The organism is Kitasatospora sp. NPDC092948, assembly GCF_044754805.1.
Taxonomy (GTDB): Bacteria; Actinomycetota; Actinomycetes; order Streptomycetales; family Streptomycetaceae; genus Kitasatospora.
Map to the genome: position 1 here is coordinate 826,247 of NZ_JBIVPU010000001.1, position 21,030 is coordinate 847,276.

Sequence of the window (21,030 nt, forward strand, 5' to 3'; positions counted from 1 at the left end):
CGGGTGGAGTTCGGTGACGTGCGGCGAGGTGCGGTGAAGCCTCGCCCGTGGTGAGCGGGTTCATCGGCGCAGGGGGTGGCTGTGCAGGACCGTGTGGTGATCGTCGACGGCGCGGCGGGGCGCGGGTCGGGGTATCTGGTCGGGCCCCGGCTGGTGCTGTCGTCCCGGCATGTGGTGGGCTCGGCCCGGCAGGTGCCGGTGTACCGGCCGGGGGACGGGCGGACGGTGCCGGGGCGGGTGGTGTGGTGCGGCAGCGGACGGGCCGATGCGGTGCTGCTGCGGGTCGAAGCGCCCGACTGGGAACCGCCGGGCTCGCCCCACGTCCGCTGGGGCGAGTTCGTCACCACCGCCGCCGGACAGCCGTGCGACCTGGCCGGAGCGCCCAACGTCGCCCAGTACGAAGGGAAAAGAGGCGATCCCTGGGGGGAGCGCAAGGGGTACACCGAGCAGTCGCAGGAGCGCGGGACGATCGAGCCCGGCGACGGCTGGGTCGGCGACCGGTACATCGTCAAGATCGCCGGTGAGCCGCCCGAATGGCCGCGCGAGGGACTCCCGTACGGTGGACTCTCGGGGGCCGCGGTGCTCTCCGGCGGACACCTGGTCGGCGTGGTCGCCGCCGAAGTGCCGTTCTACCGGCACAGCCGGATCGAGGCCGTCCCGGCCTTCCTGCTGCTGCGGGACACCTCGTTCCGGGAGGCGCTCGCACGCCATGGCGCCGGCGCGAGCACCCTGTACCCGGCCGACTTCGCCGCCCTGGCGGATCTTCATGCGCAGGCCCCGGACCGGCCGGGCGACTCACCCGCCGCCCTGCTGCGGCCCGAACGCGAGTCCGTCCCCTTTCGGGGGCGGGAGGACCTGCTGGCCGACCTGCTGGACTGGTGCGCGACGGACGGGGTGGCCGCCCTGCTGGTGCACGGGCCGGGCGGGCAGGGCAAGACCCGGCTGGTCCGCGAACTGGCCGCCCGGCTCGACGCCGGCCCGGGTGCGAACGGCCCGCGCTGGACCACACTCTGGCTGGCCGCAGGAGCCGAGGCGCTGGACACCCTGCACCTCGCCGTCCGGCCGGTGCTCGTGGTGCTCGACTACGCGGAGGAGCGCGTCGAGCAGCTCGCGCGGCTGGCGGAGAGCCTCCCGGACCGCGAGCTGCCGTTCAAGATCGTGCTGATCGCCCGCACCGACGGCGCCTGGTGGGACCGCGCCCGCGAACGCCGCCACCCGCTCGGCGAACTCCTCGGCAACGCCGCCGCCGTGGCCCTTCCGGCCGCCGACGAGGAGCGCACGGCCGCGTACCGGCACGCCGTCGAGGCGTTCGCCGACCGGCTCGCCCACCTCGACGGCCACCGCCGCACCGACTGGCAGCAGCACGCCGCCGCCCTGTCCGCCGAGGACCCCGACCGGCAGCAGCGCCTCGACCACCCGGCGTTCGGCAACATGCTCACCCTGCACATGACCGCCCTGGCGGACCTGCTCGACCGGGCCGACGGGGCGGCCGAACCGGCCCCCGCCCCCCGGGCCGGCGGCTCGGCCGCACAATCCCCCTCCGGCCACTCCGGCGGCGCGGCCCCAGCAGCCCCCGCCTCCCGCTCCGGCCTGATCCGCCCCGCCGCGAAGAGCCCCGACGACGTGGAGAGCCGCCTGCTCGCCCACGAGGCCGGGCACTGGAACCGCGTCCTGGCCGCACACGTCACCGGGTACGCCGTCCAGGGCCGCGAGGCCGAACTGTTCAAGGACGCACTGGCCGCGGCCACCCTGCTCGACGCCCGCGACGAACGCGAGGCCGACGCCCTGCTGCGACGCGTGCGCGGCCTCGCCGACGACGAGTTCCGGGCCGAGGCCGTCCGCTGGCTCACCGCCGCGTACCCACCCGCAGCGCCGGGTACGGATGCGCGATCCGGCCCGAACAGCGCGCCGTGGGGGGCCGTCCAGCCGGACCGGATCGCCGAACGCTTCGCCGGAACCCGCGTCCTCGAACGCCCGCACCTGCTGCCCGCCCTCACCGAACACCTGCCCGCCGAGGCGGCGCGGCGCCTGCTCACCGTGCTGGCCCGCGCCGCGCACCACCGACCGCTGCACGCCCGGCTGGCGCCCGTGCTCACCGAGCTGTGCACCGGCCGGCCCGCGGAGTTGGCCGCCGCCGCGATCGCCGTCGCCACCCGCGTCGAACAGCCCGCGCCGCTGCTCGCCGCCCTCACCACCCTGCTGGACGCGCCCGGCACCGAACTCGCCCAACTGGAGGACTGGGTCGAGGCGCTCCCCGAGACCTCCCACCAACTCGCCGCCTGGGCAGTCCTGTTGACGGAACGCGTGGTGGCTCTGCGCCGGGCCCTGCCCGACCCGGGACCGGAGCAGACCCTGGCACTCGCCGTCGCCCTGCGCAAACTCGGCGCCCGCCGCTCCGACACCGCCGATTCGACGGGCTCCCTGGCCGCCGTCGACGAAGCCATCGCGCTGCTGACCCCGCCCGCCCCCGACGGCAGCCCGCCGGCGCACGACCTGGCCCGCCGCAACGCACTCGCGGGCTGCCACAACAACCGGTCGATCCAACTCGACGCCCAGGGGCGGCTGGCCGAAGCCCTGGCCGCCGCCGAGGAGGCCGTGGACCTCTTCCTCGCCCTCGAACGGGACGGCGCCGTGCAGAACGAGCAGCACCTGCTAGCCGCCCTCGGCACCCGGGCCGTCGCCACCGGCGAACTCGGCGACCGCTCCCGGGCGCTGTCCCTGTGGCGGGAGGTGGTGGACCGTCGCCGGGCAAGGGCCCGGGAGGACGGCGACACCGCGCCCGAGGAACACACCGTCGCGTTCGCCCGCGCCCTCAGCAACCTCGCCGTCAACGCCCACCGCGCCGGCCTCGCCACCGAAGCGCTCGCCCACGCCGAAGAAGCCGTCGCACTGCTGCGCCGACTCGCCGCCCGCAGCCCGGACGCCCACCGTTCGCTGCTCGCCCACGCGCTCGGCACGCTCTCCAACTGCCTGGGCGCGTGCGGCCGGTCCGCCGATGCGCTGCGGGCCGACGAGGAGGCCGTCGCCCTCCGCCGCCGCCTCGCGGCCGGCCACCCCGCCGCCTACCGTGAGGTCCTCGCCCGCAGCCTCAACTCGCTCGCCATCGGCCTCGACCGGATCGGCCGCGTCACCGAGGGGCTCGCCGCCGCGGAGGAGTCCGTCCGGCAGTACGAACAACTCGCCGAGGAACAGCCCGAATACAACCGGGAACCCCTGGCCATGGCGCTGAACACCTGGTCGAACGCGCTGGACACCGTCGGCCGGCGCCAGGAGGCCGCCGACGCGGCGGAACGCGCCGCCGAACGCTACGCCGAACTGCACGCCGCCTACCCGGACGCCCACGCCACCGACTACGCGATGGCCCTCAACACCCTCGGCCTGCGCCTGAACGGACTCGGCCGGGCCGAGGACTCGCTCGCCAGTCTCCAGCACGCCGCCGCCATCTACCGGGACCACCTGGACCGCAACAACGGCGCCTGCCGCCCGTACTTCGCACTCACCCTCAACAACCTCGCCGACCTGCACAGCCGCGCCGGACGCCACGACGAAGCGCTCGCGGCGTGCGAGGAAGGCGTCCCCGTGGCCCGCGAACTCGCCGACGCCAACCCCGACGGCCACCGGCGACTGCTCGCCCGGCTGCTCACCACCCGCGCCATCGCTCTGCACCGAGCGGGCCGGACGGCGGAGGTCCCGCCGATCGCCGAGGAGGCGGTGCGGGCCGCCACACCCAGCGCCGCAGAGCCCGAATCCGCCGACATGCTGGACACCCTGAGTTCCCTGCTGTCCTTGGCGCTGCGGCCGCAGGCGGCCGAGGCCGCGCTGCGCGTCGTGCTGGCGGCCCGCCGCGAGCTGGTCCGGATCGACCCCGACCGGCACTACGACGATCTGCTCGACACCTTCGACAGCCTGAAGCTGCGACTGATGGCGGACGGCGAGACCGAGCAGGCGCTCGCCGTCGCCATCGAGGCCGCCGACGCCCGCCGCCGGCAGTGGCAGCGGCAGCCCACCCCCGACCGGCAGGCCGCCCTGGCCGGGGCCCTGGCCGGCCTGGCCCAGACCCTGATCGGTCGGGACCGGTTCGCCGAGGCCGCCGCACTGGCCGAGGAATCGGTCGAGCTCTGGCAGTCGCTCACCCTCGCCGAGCGGGCGGCCCACCGGGCCTCGGCGGGAATGGCCCTGGCCGTCCGGTCCGTCGCCCACTGGGCCACCGGCCGTGTCGAGGAGGTGCTGACCGGACTGGACCTGGCCGCCGAGGAGTTCGGCCGGCTCCCGCACGACGAACCCGCCCGGCAGGCGGGCATCGCCTTCGCCCTTGTCCTCCGGAGCACCGTGGTCCGGGACCTGAGCGGGCCCGCCGCCGCACTGCCCGTGCTCGACCGGGCGGTGTCCGCCGCCGACGCGTTGACCGGGCCCGGCGCGGAGGCGTACGCGACGATCGTCGCCGACGCCGCCACCTGCCGCGCCGTCGCTCGGGCGCTGTGCGAACCCCCGCACCCCGGGGCACTCGCCGACGCGGAGCGCGGGGCGGCCCTGTACCGGGCGATGGCCGACCCCCCGCCGCTCGCGCACGCCGACGCCGTCGCCGTGCTGAGCCTCTGCCAGGCCCGGCACCACCTGACCGAGCAGGCCCGGCGCACCGGCGACGAAGCCCTCACGCTGGCCCGCGGGCCCGGCCCGGCCACCTCCCTGGCGAACCGCGCACAGTACGCCGGGATCCTGGTCGTCTGCGCATGGTCCGCCCTGCTGACAGACCGCCACCCGGCGGCCCGGGCCCTCAACGAGGAGGGCATCGCGATACTGGAGGAGGTGTCCCGGTCATCGCCGCCGCTGGCCAGGTACGCCCTGAGCAAGGCACTCGAACTACGCGCCGAGCTAGCCCGCTGACACGCCGCCTGCCGGCGGGGCAGGGGCACGGCCGACGGGCTGTCCTCGCCTGCCGGGGCGACCGCTTGCCGACTGACCGGCCGGCAGGGGCGTGGCTGTCGGGCTGTCCTCGCCTGGTGGGGCTGTCGACGGATTGTCGGGCCGCCTTCGCCTGCCGGCGGGGCAGGGGTTCGGTCGACGGGCTGTCCTCGCCTGCCGGGGCCGCCGCCCTCCGACCGACCGGCCGACCGGTGCGGCAGGGGTGTGGCCGACGGGCCGTCCTTGCCTGGTGGGGCTGTCGGTCGTTGACTGGCCGGCGCGGCCGGGGCACGGTCGACGGATTGTCGGGCCGCTTTCGCTTGCCGTGGCCACCGCTCGCCGGCCGACCGGCCGGCCGGTGCGGCAGCGGCGTGGCTGTCGGGCTGTCCTCGCCTGGCGGGGCAGCTGACGGATTGTCAGGCTGACTTCGCCTGCCGGGCCGCAGCCTCCGGCCGCCCGGCCGGCCGGTGCGGCAGGGGCGTGGCTGTCGGGCTGTCGGGCTGTCCTCGCCTGGTGGGGCTGTCGACGGATTGTCGGGCCGCCTTCGCCTGCCGGCGGGGCAGGGGTTCGGTCGACGGGCTGTCCTCGCCTGCCGGGGCGACCGCCCGCCGACCGACCGGCCGATCGGTGCGGCAGGGGTGTGACCGACGGGCCGTCAGGCCGTTTTCGGCTGGCGGGGTCGTCGCAGCATTCGTTCCGCCACCGCCAGGTTGATCAGCCAGGACGCCCATGCGCCGGACGCGTACACCAGGCCGGCCGGTAGGCCGGTCAGGCCGAGGCCGAATACCCAGAGGCGGAAGGTGACGGCGGTGAACATCAGCGCGTAGGAGCGGAGCATCCAGCGGCGGTGCTCGACGATCCGTCCGGCCCGGGCCCGGGCGACGCCGAGGGCCGTCGTGGTGAGGGTGGCCACGGCGAGCGCGGCGAAGGCCAGCGGGGCGACCGGCGGGTACTGGGCGAGCGGTGCCATCAGTAGGCCGCCGACGCCCATCGCCAGGGCGGCGAGCGCGTAGAGGCGGCCGGTCCAGCGGTGCACGGAGGGGCGGCGGGCGCGCAGGCCGGGCAGGAACTGCGGGAGGCCGACGACCAGGGCCACCACGCCGCCGCCGATGTGCAGGAGCAGCGGGGCCAGGTGGGCGAGGTAGACGGCGCGCTGCGGAGGCAGGAAGGTGCGGGGGTCGAGGGTGAAGTAGCGGGCGGAGGCCGCGGCGACCAGCAGCGCCAGGGTCGGGACGGCGATCCGGCCGGCCCGCCGCAGGGCCTGCGGCCTCCGCTCGGCGGTGGGGAGTCGGGGCGGCGCGACCGGGTGATGGAGTGTCATACCGGGGACGCTACGGAGCGGCCCGGACCGGGGGCGTCCCCCCGCTGGGGGCGGCCGGGTACCCCAGCGGGGGTAGGGCAGGCCGCCGTCCCCCAGGGGAACCCCGGTCTCTTCCCGGGTGGGCGTGCAGGCAGCCCCGCCCGGTGGCTAGCCTCACCGGGTGACCGACACCGGCCCCACCACCCCGCCTCCCGGCAGCGCCTCCCCGCCCCGGCTCGCCGCGGTCCTGCGCACCCTGCGGACCCTGCCGCCCGTGCTCGCCGACGTGGGGCCCGCCGCCGTCCTGCTGGCGGCGATGCTCGGCGAACGCCTCGCGGCGGCGGCCCGGATCGGCGGGCGGATGCCGCTCGCGGTCGCCCTCGCGCTGCTGCTCGCGGCGGCGGTCGCGGCCCGCCGTCGGGCCCCGCTCGGCGCGTACCTGGTGGGGACCGTCGCGCTCACCCTGGACTCGCAGACCGTGCTGGAGAGCGCGATCTCGCCGTACGCCAACCTGCTCGGCGCGTACGCGCTGGGCCGGTACGGCGGGCGCGGCCGGGCCGGGTACGGGCCGGCGATCCTGCCCGTCGGCGTGGCGGGCTACTTCCTCGGCCACGACGTCCCGACCCTCATGCCCATCGGCGTGCTGGCGGTGTGGCTGGCAGCCTGGGCGTACGGCTGGGGCACCGCGCACCGGCTCGCCGAGCAGGCCGTCGAACGCCGGCAGGCCCGGGAGGAGTTGCTGGCCGAGGAACGCGCCCGGATCGCCCGCGAGGTGCACGACCTGGTCGGGCACTCGCTCAGCCTGATGCTCGTTCAGGCCGGCGCGGCCCGCCGACTGATCGACCGCACCCCCGGGCGCAGCCGCGACCTGCTCCGCGAACTCGAACACACCGGCGCCGACGCCCTCGGCGAACTCGACCGCGTACTGGGCCTGTTGCGCCGCACCGAGCCCCAACACGCCGACGGCGCACCGCGCGTCGAACCCGGGCTCGCCGAACTCCCCGCCCTGATCGGACGGATGGAGCACGCCGGACTGCACATCACCTACCGCCACGACGCGCCGCCGCTGCCCGCCGAACAGGACCGCTGCGCGTACCGCGTCGTCCAGGAGGCACTGACCAACACCCTGCGCCACTCCCGCGCCGACCACGCCACCGTCCGCATAGCCGCCGCCCCCGGCGCCACCGTGGTCGAGGTCCGTGACGACGGCAACGGGCCGCCGCCCGGCCACCGCCCCGGCCGCGGCCTCACCGGCATCGCCGAACGCGCCGCCCGCCTGCACGGCACCGCCGCGCACGGCCCCGGCCCGGACGGCGGCTTCCAGGTCCTCGTCACTCTCCCCGCGCCCGGAGCCCCCGCATGAACGGCCCCCGCCCCGTCCGGGTGCTGATCGCCGACGACGACCCGCTGCTGCGCGCGGGACTCGCCGTCGTCCTGGAGACCGCCGAAGGCATCGAGGTGGCCGGCCAGGCCGAGGACGGGCTGCGCACCGTCGAACTCGCCCGCGCGCTGCGCCCCGACGTGGTGCTGATGGACGTCCGAATGCCCGGCTGCGACGGCATCGAGGCCACCCGCCGGCTGGCGGGCGTCGGCCCCCGGGTGCTGGTGCTGACGACCTTTCACCACGACGCGTACGTCTGGGGCGCGCTGCGCGCCGGAGCCGCCGGATTCCTGCTGAAGCGGGCCTCCCCGGAACGCCTGATCGACGCCGTCCACGCGGTCGCCGCGGGCGAGGCCGTACTCGACCCGGCCGTCACCCGCGACCTGCTCGGCCACCTGCTCGCCGCCCCCGCCCCCGCCCCCGCCCCCGCCTCTGCGGCCGCTCGCGACGACGGCGGGCGGTTGGCGGCGCTGACCGCCCGGGAGCGCGAAGTCCTGCGGCTGGCCGCCGACGGCCACCCCAACGACGAGATAGCGGCGCTGCTGCACCTGGCCGAGTCCACCGTGAAGACCCACGTCAAACGCATCCTGGCCAAGCTCGACGTCCACGACCGCTCGCAGGCCGTCGCCGCCGCCTACCGCCACGGCCTGATGGGCCCGCACCCGTACCGCCCGCCCGGGCCCGGCGCGCCGTGACTCCGACGGCGGCCGCCGCCCGCCGATCGCCGAGAGGCCGGCGCGGATCGACGTCCGGAGCGGCACCGGTCGGCCCCCGTGCTCGTTCGGGCGGCTGACGATCAGTGCGAGGAGAGTGTGATGACGGTTCAGGTGTGGCCGGTGGCGGAGCGTGTGCAGCCGCTGGGGTGGGCGCGGCCTGTCGGCCGGACGGCGACCGGCCGGCGGTCGCCTCCGCCGACGAAGGCGGTGCCACGGGGTCGGACCTCGGGCCCGGGCAGCTCGGCGTGTGGTCGGTCGGCGAGCGCCGCCGGCTGCACCGCAACCCGGTCGACCGGCTCACCGGCACGCTGCCGGCCCGCGGCTCCCAGGTGGTCTCGCTGAACGGCCACCCCCGGCTGCTCGACACCACGACCGGTCACGTGGTCGCCGAATGGCCGGAGGTGACCGTCCCGGAGAAGACCCTGTGCCTCGGGGTGGAACACGTCCCGACGCCGATCGCCGCCGTCGGCGCCGACGGAACCCGCCCGGCGGTCGCGCAGGAGGCCGGCATCGCCGTCGTCGAACTGCCGGAGTGCCGCCCGGCGTGACGAAGCGCGGGGGCGCTCGCCGGGGCCGGCCGACACGCGGCCACTCGACGGATTCACGTCCGCCGTCCGGGCGGCCCGACGAGACTGCCGCGCCGCTCCGGGGATGGATGGGATCACATGGACCACCACGACAGGGGCCGCGACATGCGACACTCCCGAAAGCTCACTCTGGCAGCCGTACTTCTCGCCACGGCGAGTACCGCCACCGCAGGCAACACCGCCGCGTACGGCCTGCAACCCGCACCGGGCCCGCGTGCGGCGGCCATCGACCCGCACCTCGGTCCGGAGGTGGACGTCGGCGCGGGCGAGACCGGCATCGCCACGGTGGAGTGCCCGTCGGGGGAGGTCCCGACCGGAGGGGGCGGGTTCAACCCGGCGCTGCTCTCGGGGCATCCCTTTGCGATCACGAACTCGTTCCCGGAGGGCAACGTGTGGGTGCTCACCGCCCTGAACACCTCCTCGAGCGTCCAGAAACTGGCCGCGTTTGTGCTGTGCAGCTCGGTCGCCCACACCGTGGTCGAGAGCGCACCGGGCAACCTGAACCCGGGCACCGGCGGGTCCGCGACCGTGACCTGCCCGGACGGCCTGGTGACCAGCGGGGGCGGGGTGCACTCCAGCGGTACCGAGGTCGAGGTGAGCGCCCTGCACGCGACCCCCAACACCTGGTCGGTGCGGGTCGCCAACAACAGCGGCGCGGTGCAGGCCGCCAGCGCGGTGGTGATCTGCGCCGACATCGGGACCTCCGGACGCACCGGCGAATCCAAGGTCATCGCCCCGCACTCGACGGGAGTCGTCCTCGCCACCTGCCCGCAGGGCCAAGTCCCCACCGGGGGAGGGATCTTCACCGACAACCCGGGCGCCTTCATCTCCGGCCTGAACAGCAGCGGCCCCAGCTGGTTCTCCGGAGTCAACAACCTCACCGACTCCCCGGTGACCGCGGCGGCGCAGGTCATCTGCACCGCCGGCTGAACCGCCCGGCACCGTCCACCACGAAGGACGACCGGCCCGCGGGTGGAGGGTGACGCCCCGTCACCGCCGCGTCGGCGGGCCGTCCTTCCGGTGTGGTCGTACATTGAGCGGATGATCGTCGACAACGGGACGGGTCCGGCGCGGCCGACGCGGTACGGGTGGGGGCCGTCCGGGCAGTGGCTGGCCGCGCGGGGGAGGTGGGGGGAGCTGCTGGAACGGTTCCGGGTGGGCCGGGCGCTCGACGACGGCTTGGCGGGGCCGCTCGGGCACCTGGTCGCGTACGGTGCGCCCGCAGCCGTCGCGGCGGGGCTGTTCGACCCCGGGGGAGGGCCGGGCGCGGCGGCGACGACCACCGACCACGACGCCGGGCCGCTGTGGGAGGTGCTCGCCACCCGCCACCCCTGGACGGTGCTGGCCGAGCTGCCGCTGCCGCCCGCGATCCGCCGGCTGGCCGCGCACACCCGGGCCCTGCTCGGTGACGGCCCGCCCGGCGAGGACGCGGGCGTGCCGTACCGGCTGCGCCCGTGGGAGGACTGCGGGTGGGAGCGCGACACCAGGGTCCGCGAGTACCTGCCGGGTGGCGGCGCACGGCGCTCCCTGCACCTGGCGCCGCCGACCAGGGAAGGCCTCGGCATCCTCCGACTGCCGTGCTCCGGTGCGAGGTTGACGGGAGTGCCGGCGACCGGCCGGCTCGCCGGACTGTCCGACTGGACGGTCGCCGTGTGCGTGCGCGGCCGGGCCGCCGACGCCGTCGCGCAGCTGACCGCCGGCCCGGACGTCACCGGCGGGCCGCTGTCGTTCGCCGCGCTGTACCCGGCGCTGGTCCACCTCGCCTCCGCCCGCCCCGACCGCGGCGCGGCCCAAGGGCGGCTCGCCGTCTGGCAGTTGCTCGCCGCGATGGCCGGCGGCGCGGACCCGGCCCGCATCGACGCCCTGGTCGGCCGCCTGCACTGCCTGACCTGGACAGAGCCGGGCGACCACCTCCGCCACCTGCACCTCGCCCTGGAAGACCCGTCCACCGGCCTCGCCTGGGCCCTCTCCGGCACCACCCCGGAGCCCGCCTGACCCCGCCCGGCCTCCCGCGGCCGGCCGGGGCCGCACACGCCGACGCCCCCGCCGCTCCCCGGGCGAACCCGGGTGTCGGCAGGGGCGAAGCGGTACGGCGGTCCGTCAGGCGGCCGGTTCGGTCACCGGGGCCTGCGCCTGGGCGGGCAGCTCGGTGTGCTGCGGCTCGGCCGTGGCCTCGTCGTAGGGGAGGGCGCCCGACAGGACGGCGTTCATCCGCTCGCGGTCGAGTTCACCGGTCCAGTGGCCGATCAGCACGGTGGCCGCGGCGTTGCCCGCGAAGTTGGTGAGGGCGCGGGCCTCGGACATGAAGCGGTCGATGCCGACGATCAGGCCGACGCCGTCGACCAGAGCGGGCTTGTGGGACTGGAGGCCGCCGGCCAGGGTGGCCAGGCCCGCGCCGGTGACGCCCGCCGCGCCCTTGGAGGCGATCACCATGAACAGCAGCAGGGAGAGCTGCTCACCGATCGACATCGGCTTGTCCATCGCCTCGGAGATGAAGATCGAGGCCATGGTGAGGTAGATCGCGGTGCCGTCGAGGTTGAAGCTGTAGCCGGTCGGCACGGTGATGCCGACGACCGGGCGGCTCACACCGAGGTGCTCCATCTTCGAGATCAGCCGGGGCAGCGCGCTCTCGGAGGACGAGGTGGACAGGATCAGCAGGAACTCCCGGCCCAGGTAGCGCAGCAGGGAGAAGACGTTCACACCGGCGGCCAGCCGGAGCAGCAGGCCGAGGACCACGACCACGAACAGCACGCAGGTCACGTAGAAGCCGATCATGATCACGGCGAGGCTCTTCAACGCGGCCGTGCCGGTCGCTCCGACCACCGCCGCCATCGCGCCGAACGCACCGATCGGGGCGACCCACATGATCATCGACATGACGCGGAACACCAGCTTCTGCAGGTGCTCCACACCGCGCAGGACCGGCGCGCCCGCCGGGCCCATCTTCTGCAGCGCGAAGCCGACCAGCAGCGCCACCAGCAGGGTCTGCAGGACCTGGCCCTGGGTCAGCGCGGACACCAGGGTGGTGGGGATGATCCCGAGCAGGAAGTCGGTGGTGGAGGACGCGCCCGCCGCGGCCTGCGCGTGACCCGACTTCGCCAGCGCCGCAGTGAGGTGCAGGCCGCTGCCCGGCTCCAGCAGGTTGCCCACCAGGAGGCCGATGCCGAGCGCCACCGTCGAGGTCAGCAGGAAGTAGCCGAGCGCCAGGCCGCCGACCCGGCCGACCTTCGCGGCCTTGGTGACCGAGCCCACCCCCAGCACGATGGTGCAGAAGATCACCGGGGAGATCATCATCTTGATCAGGTTGACGAAGCCGGTGCCGACCGGCTTCAGCTCCACCGCGAACTTCGGCGCGGCCAGACCCACCACGATCGCCGCGATCACCGCAGCGATCACCGCCAGGTAGAGGTAGTGGGTGCGATCCGATCTCCGCGTGGGCGTCCCGTTCGTGGAGGGGGTCATCCGCTCGGCTCCTTCGCCGTAGGCTCGTTCTCGTCGCGACCCTGAGGGGGTGGGCGCGACCGGCCCGTGGGTGGCGGGCCGGGCCCGACTATTCGCCCCGTCGTGAGCGACGTCACGGTTACGGTCATAGTGTTCACGGGTACTGCGCACGTCGTGACAAGCCCGTGACCGGGCACACTTGTCGACATGCACCCCGCCGCCCCGCCCGCCCCCGCCACCCGCGCCGCCCGCCCCCGCCGGCGCCGCAGCCTGGCCGGACGGCTGTTCGCGGTCCAGGTGGTCATCGTCGGCGCCGTGGTCGCCGGCGGCTCCGTGCTCGCCTACCTGTTCACCGCGGCCCGCGCCGAGGACACCGCCCGCCACGAGGCCTCCGCCGTCGCCCGCTCCGTCGCCGACGCCCCCACCGTCCGCGCCGCCGTCGTCGGGCCCGACCCCACCGCCGTCCTCCAGCCGTACGCGCTGCAAGTCCGCGCGGACACCGCGGTGGACTTCGTCACGATCATGGACCCGCAGGGTATCCGCTGGACCCACCCCGACCCGGCGCAGATCGGCCGGCCCTTCCTCGGCCACATCGACCAGGCCCAGCAGGGCCGCCTCCAGCCGGAGACCTACACCGGCACCCTCGGCCCGTCCGTGCGCGTGGTCGCCCCCGTCTTCGACGACGAGCACCACGTGGTCGGCCTGGTCAGCGCAGGCATCATCGTCGACAACATCTCCGCCCGGCTGCGCACCCCGCTGCTCGCCCTCTCCGGCATCGCCGCCGGTGCCCTCGCCCTCGGCGCCACCGCCAGCTACCTGGTCGCCGCCCGGCTGCGCCGCCACACCCACGGCATGGACGCCGAGGAACTCGCCCACCTCTACGACTACCACCAGGCGACGCTGCACTCGGTCCGCGAAGGCCTGGTGCTGCTCGACCGGGACCACCGCGTGCTGCTGTGCAACGACGCCGCCCGCGAACTGCTCCAAGTGTCGGGCGAGGTCGCCGGACTGACGATCCGTCAGCTCGGCCTGTCGAGCTCGCTGAGCGGGGCACTGGAGTCCGCCGAGCCGGTGCGCGACGAGGTGCACCTGACCGCCGAGCGGGTCCTGCTGGTCAACACCTCGCCGGTCGGGCCCGGGCTCGGCAGCGTGGTCACCCTCCGGGACCACACCGAACTCCAAGGCCTCACCGGCGAGTTGGACACCGTCAAGGGCATCGCCTCGGCACTCGACGCGCAGGCCCACGAAGCCGCCAACCGGCTGCACGCCGTGGTCTCGCTGATCGAACTCGGCCGCCACCGCGAGGCCGTGGAGTTCGCCACCGCCGAACTCGCCCTCGCCCAGCGGCTCACCGACCAGGTGGTCGGCGCGGTCGGCGAACCCGTGCTCGCCGCACTGCTGCTCGGCAAGGCCGCGCAGGCCGCCGAACGCGGCGTCGAACTCCACCTCACCGAGGACAGCCGGATCGACGACGGCGTCCTGCCCGACCGGCTCACCCCGCGCGACCTGGTCACCCTGCTCGGCAACCTGATCGACAACGCGGTCGACGCCGCCATCGAGAACGCCGCCCACGCCGCCCCCGAAGTCCGGGTCACCGCCCGCACCGACGACGGCCACCTGCTGCTCCGGGTCGCCGACACCGGCACCGGCGTCGACCCCGCCGCCGCCGACGAGGTCTTCCGCCGCGGCTGGACCACCAAGCAGCACGGCCGCGGCCTCGGCCTCGCCCTGGTCGCCCAGACCGCCCGCCGCAACGGTGGCGAGGTCCGGCTCGGCCAGGGCGGCGCGCACGGCGGCGCCGGGCCGGGCGGCGGTGCTGAGCGGTGTGGTGGTGCCGGGCCGTGCGGTGGTGCCGAGCGGTGTGGTGGCACCGAGCCGTGTGGTGCTGAGCGGTGTGGTGGTGCTGAGCGGTGCGGCGGCGCGGTGCTCACCGTCCGACTCCCGCTCCGGCGAGCGGCGGCGGACGCGTGACCGGCGGCCCGGAGCGCCGGCCGATCCGGGTGCTGGTGGTCGAGGACGACCCGGTCGCCGCCGACGCCCACGCCCGGTACGTCACCGGCACCCCCGGCTTCACCGTCACCGCCACCGCGCACTCCCGCGCGGAAGCCGTCCGTGCCCTCGACCGCGCCCGGGAGGCCGGCGACCCCGTCGAGCTGATCCTGCTCGACCTCTACCTCCCCGACGGCCACGGCCTGCACCTGTGCGCCACCCTGCGCGCCGCCGGGCACACCGCCGACATCATCGCCGTCACCTCCGCCCGCGACCTCGCCACCGTCCGACAGGCCGTCACCGCCGGCGTCGTCCAGTACCTGCTGAAACCGTTCGGCGCCGCCGCGCTCGGCGATCGCCTGCGCCAGTACGCCCGCTACCGGGCGAGCCTCGGCCGCGACGGGGAGGCCCTCGGTCAGGACGAGGTCGACCGGGCTCTCGCGCTGCTGCGCGGCACCGACCGCAGCAGCCTCCCCAAGGGCCTGACCGCCACCACCCTGGACACCGTCGCCACCGCCCTGCGCACCGCGTCGGACGGGCTCTCCGCCGGCGCCGCCGCCGAGGCCACCGGGGTCTCCCGGATCACCGCCCGCCGGTACCTGGAGCACCTGGTCACCACCGGCCGCGCCACCCGCGAACCCCGCTACGGACAGGTCGGCCGCCCCGAGCTCGGCTACCGCTGGAAGGCCGAGTAGGCGGTTCGGCGGCTCAGCCGCGCTCGGCGAGGACCAGGAAGCGGTCCGGTTCGTCGGTGTAGGAAAGCGGTTTCCAGCCGGTGGCGGCGAGCAGCGGGAACAGGTTGTCGCGGGCCCGCAGGTCGTCCGGGGTGACGGGGCGGCCGTGGCGGGCGGCGAGGGCGGCGCGGCCGACGGGGTGGTAGAGGGCGAGCCGGCCGCCCGGGCGGGTGACCCGGGCGAGTTCCCGCAGTCCGGTGCCGGGGCCCGGCAGATGGGAGATCAGGCCGGCCCCGAAGACCAGGTCGGCGACGGCGTCGGGCAGCGGGAGCCGGGTGCAGTCGGCCTGCACCAGGGCGGCGTCGGCGCGGTAGGCGGCGGCCTCCGCCAGCATCTCCGGGGTGAGGTCGACGCCGAGCACGGCGCCCGACGGGCCGACGGCCGCGCGCAGCAGCGGCAGCGCGCGCCCGGTGCCGCAGCCCGCGTCGATGACGAACTGACCGGACGTCAGGCCGGTGTCGGCGATCGCGGCGGCGTAGCGCGGGCCGTCGTCCGGGAACCTGCGGTCCCAGTCGGCGGCGCGTTCGGCGAAGAAGGCGCGGGTGTCGGCGAGTTCGCGGGCGTGCGCGTCGCGGGCGTGCGGGTCGTGGGGGCGCAGGTCGTGGGCGTGCGGGTCGTGGGCGGGCGCGTCATGGGGCGGAGTCTCCATGGCGGCAGGGTACTTGGGCCCGGGTGGGGTCACGGCCGTGACTTCGGCGTGGTCATGCTCGTTGGGGAGTCGGGTGCGAGAACTGGCGCGTGCTCACTCGGACGGGTGATCAAAGTGCCCCGGGGCGGGGTTCGCCGGAGGCTCAGTAGTAAGGTTAGCCTTACCTAATCTTCAAGGGAGCTCCGCTGTGACCCTCACCGTCGGCACCTCCGCCGCGCCCGCCGGCGACGCGATCCTGCGCCGCCAGCGCATCCGCGAGTCGGCCGCCCGCACCTACGCCCGGTCCTTCCCGATCGTCCCGGTGCGCGCGAACGGCATGACCGTGGAGGGCGCCGACGGCCGCCGCTACCTGGACTGCCTCTCCGGTGCCGGCACCCTCGCCCTCGGCCACAACCACCCGGTGGTGCTCGAAGCGATCCGCCGCACGCTGGACAGCGGCGCCCCGCTCCACCTGCTCGACCTCGCCACCGCCGAGAAGGACGACTTCACCACCGCGCTGTTCGAGAGCCTCCCCGAGAAGTTCGCCGCCAAGGCCCGGATCCACTTCTGCGGCCCGGCCGGCACCGACGCCGTCGAAGCCGCGCTCAAGCTCATGCAGACCGCCACCGGCCGCCGCGGCGCGCTCGCCTTCACCGGCGCCTACCACGGCATGACCGCCGGTGCGCTCGCCGTCACCGGCAACACCGCCGTCAAGGCCCCGCTGCCCGGTGCCGGCGAAGTCACCCGCCTGCCCTACCCGTACGCCTACCGCTGCCCGTTCGGCGTCGGCGGCGAGCGCGGCGCGGAGCTGGCCGCGGCGTACACCGAGCGGCTGCTCGACGACCCGTCGGGCGGCGTGCTCCCTGCCGCCGCGATGATCCTCGAACCCGTGCAGGGCGAGGGCGGCGTCGTTCCCGGCCCCGACGGCTGGCTGCGCGAGATGCGCCGGATCACCGCCGAACGCGGCATCCCGCTGATCGTCGACGAGGTGCAGACGGGCGTCGGCCGCACCGGCCGGATGTGGGCCGTGGAGCACAGCGGCATCGAGCCGGACGCGATGGTGCTGTCCAAGGCGATCGGCGGCAGCCTCCCGCTGGCCGTCGTCGTCTACCGCGAGGAGTACGACGGTTGGCGGCCCGGCGCCCACACCGGCACCTTCCGCGGCAACACCCTGGCGATGGCGGCAGGCGCCGCGACGCTCCGGTACATCGCCGCGAACGGGCTGGTCGCCCGCGCCGAGACGGTCGGCGCCCGGCTCGCCGCCCGGCTGGACGGCGCCCGCGACCGACTCCCGGTGATCGGCGACGTCCGCGGTCGCGGCCTGATGCTCGGCGTCGAACTCGTCGACCCCGCAGGGGAGCCCGACAGCTGCGGCGCCCGCCCCGCGAACCCCGGCCTCGCCGTCCGGGTCCGCGAAGCCTGCCTGGCCCGCGGCCTGATCGTCGAACTCGGCGGCCGGCACGACGCCGTGCTGCGACTGCTCCCGCCGCTCACCATCACCGACGAGCAGGCCGACGCCGTCCTCGAACGGCTCTGCGACGCCATCGAGTTCGCGATGCGAGAGCCTGCGGCGGCGAGCTGAGCGTGCGTCGGGGCAGGGAGTATGGATCGGCGGAGCGGGAGGGCGGTCGGTCGGGCATTCGGGACAGGCTCACCCCCGGCGCTCCGGCGGTTGGCCGATGCGAGGTCAACTCCCGTCTCCTGTCGGTCGGTTGCGTGCGCCTCGGGCGGGTTGGCCGGCGGCTCGGGTCGGCCCGGCAGGTGCCGTGGCGCTTCGGCAGGTGTCGCCGTGCGACCGACTGCGGCGAGCTGTCGGCATGCTGCTGCCGCCGTCGACGAACCGGGCGGGTTCCGCTGCCGGTGGACGGTGAGGCGGTCGCCGCCGGTGTTCTTCGCCGGATCGTGATCGGCCGGGCCGGCGTCGCATGAAGCGTGATCGGCCGGGCCGGCGTCGTATGAAGCAATGTCTCCAAGGTGGAAAGTGGGTTGGACGTGGGCGAGTTAACCGATCTCTCCGGCGGCGTGGGCGGGCCCGAGGCGTTGCGGCCGCTGCTTGCGCAGGTGTTGGCGGCGCTCACCGCAGGGGCGGTGCGGCGGGGCGGGCCGGTGGTGGCCGGGGAGCCGGAGGCGGTGGGGGAGCTGGTGCGGGAGACGCTGGAGCGGGCTCAAGGGGCGGGCGCGCTCGGGCAGTTGGTGGAGCTGCTGGCGCACGGCGCGGCCGACCCGGCGGACCCGGCGTGTGCGGCGCACCTGCACTGCCCGCCGCTGGCCGTCGCGGTCGCCGCGGACCTCGCCGTGAGCGCCCTCAACCCGTCCCAGGACTCCTGGGACCAGGCCCCCGCCGCCACCGCGCTGGAGAGCGAACTCCTCGCCGAACTCGCCCGGTTGGTGGGATTCCGGCCGGACCGCGCGGCGGGTGTGCTGACCACCGGCGGCACCGAGTCCAACCTGATGGGGCTGATGCTGGCCCGCGACCAACGCCTCGGCCCGGACGTCGAGTTGAACGGCATCCCGGGCAACGTCCGCCCCCGGATCCTGGCCTCCGAGGTCGCCCACTTCTCCGTCCAGCGTGCCGCCGCGCTGCTCGGTCTCGGTGAACGCGCCGTCCGTGCCGTCCCCGTGGACCGCCAACTGCGCATGGAACCCGCGGCGTTGGCCGACGCTTTCGCCGAAGCCGACTGGGAGGGCGCGACCCCGATCGCGGTGGTCGCCACCGCCGGCACCACCGACACCGGCGCCGTAGATCCGCTCCGGCAGATCGCCGACCTCGCCGCCCGCCACGGCGCCTGGCTGCACGTCGACGCCGCGTACGGCGGCGGCGCGCTGTTCTCCGACCGGCTCGCCCCGTTGCTGGACGGCCTCGACCGGGCCGACTCGGTCTCCCTCGACTTGCACAAACTCGGCTGGCAGCCCGCCGCCGCAGGCGTCTTCCTGGCCCGGGACGCCCGCACCTACGCCTCGCTGGCCCGCCGCGCCGTCTACCTCAACCCCGCCGACGACGAGGAGGCCGGCTACCCCAGTCTGCTCGGCCAGTCGCTGCGCACCACCCGCCGCCCGGACGCCTTCAAACTCGCCGTCACCCTGCGGTCGTTGGGCCGCGACGGGCTCGGCGCGCTGGTCGACCGTTGCCACGACCTGGCCCGGCGGGCAGCCGAAGTCGTCCGCACCACGCCCGAGTTGGAGCTGCACTGCGACCCGGTGCTGACCACCGTGGTGTTCCGGTACACGGCGGAGGACAGCGACCACGTCAACGCGGAGCTGCGCCGCCGCCTGCTGCGCACCGGCCGGGCCGTCGTCGGCCGCACCGAACTCCCGGGCAGCGGCCCGGGCCGGGTGCGGCTGAAGCTGACGCTGCTCAACCCGCACACCACCGAACGGGAGGTGGAGTCGCTGCTGGCGGCCGTGGTGGAGAGCGGGCGAGCAGTGCAGAAGCAGTAGCGCCGACCGCCCGGCGAAGATGTCAGAAACCCTTGAGCAGGATCTCCCTGAGGGTCTCCCACTGCTCCGGGTCCGCCGCGACCAGCAGGCCGTTGGTGCCGCCGGGGGGCTCGGGCAGGTAGGGGGAGCCGTCGAAGCGGGCCGAGCGGCCGCCCGCCTCGGTGATCAGCAGCGAGCCCGGCGAGTGGTCCCAGGGGAGGGTGCGCCAGTACAGGATGAAGTCGCGCTCCCCGGTGGCGACCAGCGGGTACTCGATGCCGGCGGCCCGGCGGCCCGGGTCCAGCGGGCCGAGCGCGCGGGCGTTGGAGAGCAGCCGGTGGCTGGTGGGCGGCGCGAAGTAGCGGGACTTCAGGATGCCCGTCCAGGTCTCCGGGGCGGTGGTGACCTTCTCCCGGACCAGCCGCGTCCCGTTCTGCCACGCCCCCGCGCCGAGTTCGGCGGTGTAGGCGGTGCCCGAGCACGGCTGCCAGATCCAGGAGGCGACGGTCCGGCCGCCCCGGACCAGCGACGCCATCACGGCGTACGAGGGCTCACCGGCGACGAAGTTCTTGGTGCCGTCGACCGGGTCGACCAGCCAGGCGGCGGGCTCCTCCACCAGCGCCCGGGCCAGCGCCGGGTCGGCGGCCACCGCCTCCTCGCCGACCACCGGGACGGGCAGCAGCTCGCGCAGCCGCCGGGTGATGATCCGCTCGGCGTCCCGGTCCGCGACGGTGACGAGATCGCCGGGGGCCTTCTCCATCACCTCGCCCTCGGCCAGCGCCCGGAACCGGGGCTCGATCGCCTCCGCCGCCGCCTCCACGAGGATCTCGGTGACCTTCTCCATCAACACGCCCGCGCTCCCTTCACCGCCCACCACTCTCCCATGCCGGGGTGTGACGGGTGATGCGCAGGTGGCTGGTGGGACGGCGGACGCGCCTGCGGGAGGGAAGGCGTCATGTCGACATGTCGAGGCGCGGCGGGCGGGCGGGGCGGATCGGGAGACGGGTGTCACGTGGTGCCCGGGCGTTCGTACTCGGCGCGGACGCGGCGGTCCATGGCCAGGGTGAACTGGGCGTCGTTGACGGCCCGGGCCAGGGGGCGGATGCGGTGGATGCGGTCGGTGAGGCGGGCGGCCTCGGCGGGGGTGAGGTCCTGGACGTGGGTGAGGGCGTCGAGCAGGTGGTCGCGGATCAGCGCGACGAAGGCGTCGGCCATCGCGGAGGCGTACTCGCTGGCGCGCCGGCTGACCTCCAGCACGGCGGCCAGCGGCACGCCCTCGTCGACCAGGGCGACGGTGGCGTCCATCAGGCGGCGGCTGATGTGGGTGATGCCGTCGGGGTCGACGGTGATGAAGCCCTGGGCGAGGGACTCGGCGCTGTTGGCCTCGGTCAACTGGTCGCCGAACGCGGCCCGGAGTTCGTCCCAGCTCAGGTGGACGGGCGTCTCGTCGGACCAGGGGGCGACCAGGGCGGCCTGAAGGCCGATCAGTTCGGCGACGTCGCGGCCGTCCTCGCCGGCGCCGATCAGTTCGGCGATGCCGCCGAGTGCGTGGCCGCGTTCCAGCAGTTCGGCGATCAGGCGCAGCCGGGCCAGGTGTGCCGGGCCGTACCAGGCGATCCGGCCGGCCTTGCGGGGCGGCGGGAGCAGGCGGCGTTCGCGGTAGAAGCGGACGGTGCGCACACTGATGCCGGCCGCCTCGGCGAGCTCGGCGATGCGGTACTCGTACGGGGGCTCGCGGTCCTGCTCGATCTCCGCCACGCCGGTCAGCATAGGGCCGGTGAGGTGGGGCGGTCAGACGTTCGATCCCCGGCGTCCGCGCTATTCCACTCAGTGTCAATAAGGGCTACTCTGCCAAACGCGCCAGTGATTACTGGCAGCATCCAGGGCTCCATCCCCCACCACCCAGCGGTGGTTCACCGCGCCGCGCAGCACCGC

General features: G+C 75.3%; 15 protein-coding genes. 10 read left to right on the forward strand and 5 right to left on the reverse strand.

Annotation, left to right across the window (positions count from 1 at the left end):
• Positions 1–81 precede the first annotated feature (81 nt).
• Positions 82–4,884, forward strand: a complete 4,803-nt coding sequence (locus ACIQF6_RS03285; RefSeq protein WP_400889536.1) for a tetratricopeptide repeat protein — start codon at positions 82–84, stop codon at positions 4,882–4,884.
• 673 nt (positions 4,885–5,557) lie between these two features.
• On the opposite strand, the gene ACIQF6_RS03290 is transcribed toward ACIQF6_RS03285, so the two are convergent.
• The gene (locus ACIQF6_RS03290; protein ID WP_400889538.1) at positions 5,558–6,223 is read right to left on the reverse strand and encodes a DUF2306 domain-containing protein; all 666 of its coding nucleotides are present in this window, start codon (positions 6,221–6,223) and stop codon (positions 5,558–5,560) included.
• 160 nt (positions 6,224–6,383) lie between these two features.
• Here ACIQF6_RS03290 and ACIQF6_RS03295 point away from each other — a divergent pair, with 160 nt between their 5' ends.
• From ACIQF6_RS03295 to ACIQF6_RS03315, 5 genes are all read left to right on the forward strand, one after another.
• Positions 6,384–7,565 carry a sensor histidine kinase gene (locus ACIQF6_RS03295; RefSeq protein WP_400889540.1) on the forward strand — a complete coding sequence of 394 codons (1,182 nt, stop codon included), beginning with the start codon at positions 6,384–6,386 and terminating at the stop codon, positions 7,563–7,565.
• Positions 7,562–8,278, forward strand: a complete 717-nt coding sequence (locus ACIQF6_RS03300; protein WP_400889542.1) for a response regulator — start codon at positions 7,562–7,564, stop codon at positions 8,276–8,278. The genes ACIQF6_RS03295 and ACIQF6_RS03300 overlap by 4 nt, the downstream gene beginning before the upstream one ends.
• A 167-nt stretch (positions 8,279–8,445) precedes the next feature.
• On the forward strand, positions 8,446–8,847 hold the full coding sequence (locus ACIQF6_RS03305) for a hypothetical protein (protein ID WP_400889544.1): 402 nt from the start codon (positions 8,446–8,448) through the stop codon (positions 8,845–8,847).
• A gap of 144 nt (positions 8,848–8,991) precedes the next feature.
• The gene (locus tag ACIQF6_RS03310) at positions 8,992–9,816 is read left to right on the forward strand and encodes a hypothetical protein (RefSeq protein ID WP_400889546.1); all 825 of its coding nucleotides are present in this window, start codon (positions 8,992–8,994) and stop codon (positions 9,814–9,816) included.
• A 111-nt stretch (positions 9,817–9,927) separates the two neighbouring features.
• Positions 9,928–10,881, forward strand: a complete 954-nt coding sequence (locus ACIQF6_RS03315; protein WP_400889548.1) for a hypothetical protein — start codon at positions 9,928–9,930, stop codon at positions 10,879–10,881.
• Between the two features lie 105 nt (positions 10,882–10,986).
• On the opposite strand, the gene ACIQF6_RS03320 is transcribed toward ACIQF6_RS03315, so the two are convergent.
• Positions 10,987–12,348, reverse strand: a complete 1,362-nt coding sequence (locus tag ACIQF6_RS03320) for a cation:dicarboxylate symporter family transporter (protein ID WP_400889550.1) — start codon at positions 12,346–12,348, stop codon at positions 10,987–10,989.
• Between the two features lie 186 nt (positions 12,349–12,534).
• On the opposite strand from ACIQF6_RS03320, the gene ACIQF6_RS03325 reads away from it, so the two are divergent.
• Together ACIQF6_RS03325 and ACIQF6_RS03330 are read left to right on the forward strand one after the other, a co-directional pair.
• Entirely contained in the window at positions 12,535–14,298 is a 1,764-nt protein-coding gene (locus ACIQF6_RS03325) for an ATP-binding protein (protein ID WP_400889552.1), read from the forward strand.
• Complete coding sequence (locus tag ACIQF6_RS03330) at positions 14,295–15,011, forward strand: response regulator (protein ID WP_400889554.1); 717 nt, start codon at positions 14,295–14,297, stop codon at positions 15,009–15,011. Before ACIQF6_RS03325 ends, ACIQF6_RS03330 begins: the two co-directional genes overlap by 4 nt.
• Before the next feature lie 13 nt (positions 15,012–15,024).
• On the opposite strand, the gene ACIQF6_RS03335 is transcribed toward ACIQF6_RS03330, so the two are convergent.
• Positions 15,025–15,699: a class I SAM-dependent methyltransferase gene (locus ACIQF6_RS03335; RefSeq protein ID WP_400889556.1), complete on the reverse strand. Its 675-nt coding sequence runs from the start codon at positions 15,697–15,699 to the stop codon at positions 15,025–15,027.
• A 187-nt stretch (positions 15,700–15,886) separates the two neighbouring features.
• On the opposite strand from ACIQF6_RS03335, the gene ACIQF6_RS03340 reads away from it, so the two are divergent.
• Both ACIQF6_RS03340 and ACIQF6_RS03345 read left to right on the forward strand, forming a co-directional pair.
• Positions 15,887–17,260 (forward strand): diaminobutyrate--2-oxoglutarate transaminase family protein, encoded by a 1,374-nt coding sequence (locus ACIQF6_RS03340; protein ID WP_400889558.1) that lies wholly within the window; start codon positions 15,887–15,889, stop codon positions 17,258–17,260.
• 410 nt (positions 17,261–17,670) lie between these two features.
• On the forward strand, positions 17,671–19,116 hold the full coding sequence (locus ACIQF6_RS03345) for a pyridoxal phosphate-dependent decarboxylase family protein (protein ID WP_400889560.1): 1,446 nt from the start codon (positions 17,671–17,673) through the stop codon (positions 19,114–19,116).
• A gap of 22 nt (positions 19,117–19,138) precedes the next feature.
• Here ACIQF6_RS03345 and ACIQF6_RS03350 read toward each other — a convergent pair whose 3' ends face one another.
• Positions 19,139–19,939 (reverse strand): inositol monophosphatase family protein, encoded by an 801-nt coding sequence (locus ACIQF6_RS03350; RefSeq protein ID WP_400890097.1) that lies wholly within the window; start codon positions 19,937–19,939, stop codon positions 19,139–19,141.
• Positions 19,940–20,103: 164 nt separating this feature from the next.
• The gene (locus ACIQF6_RS03355; protein WP_400889562.1) at positions 20,104–20,853 is read right to left on the reverse strand and encodes a MerR family transcriptional regulator; all 750 of its coding nucleotides are present in this window, start codon (positions 20,851–20,853) and stop codon (positions 20,104–20,106) included.
• Positions 20,854–21,030: the final 177 nt, after the last annotated feature.

What these genes read in the sequence shown, in the direction of transcription:
- ACIQF6_RS03290 (WP_400889538.1), bottom strand. Translation starts at nt 6,223, where the DNA reads ATGACACTCCATCACCCGGTCGCGCCGCCCCGACTCCCCACCGCCGAG.
- ACIQF6_RS03300 (WP_400889542.1), top strand. Translation starts at nt 7,562, where the DNA reads ATGAACGGCCCCCGCCCCGTCCGGGTGCTGATCGCCGACGACGACCCG.
- ACIQF6_RS03310 (WP_400889546.1), top strand. Translation starts at nt 8,992, where the DNA reads ATGCGACACTCCCGAAAGCTCACTCTGGCAGCCGTACTTCTCGCCACG.
- ACIQF6_RS03315 (WP_400889548.1), top strand. Translation starts at nt 9,928, where the DNA reads ATGATCGTCGACAACGGGACGGGTCCGGCGCGGCCGACGCGGTACGGG.
- ACIQF6_RS03320 (WP_400889550.1), bottom strand. Translation starts at nt 12,348, where the DNA reads ATGACCCCCTCCACGAACGGGACGCCCACGCGGAGATCGGATCGCACC.
- ACIQF6_RS03325 (WP_400889552.1), top strand. Translation starts at nt 12,535, where the DNA reads ATGCACCCCGCCGCCCCGCCCGCCCCCGCCACCCGCGCCGCCCGCCCC.
- ACIQF6_RS03335 (WP_400889556.1), bottom strand. Translation starts at nt 15,699, where the DNA reads ATGGAGACTCCGCCCCATGACGCGCCCGCCCACGACCCGCACGCCCAC.
- ACIQF6_RS03350 (WP_400890097.1), bottom strand. Translation starts at nt 19,939, where the DNA reads ATGGAGAAGGTCACCGAGATCCTCGTGGAGGCGGCGGCGGAGGCGATC.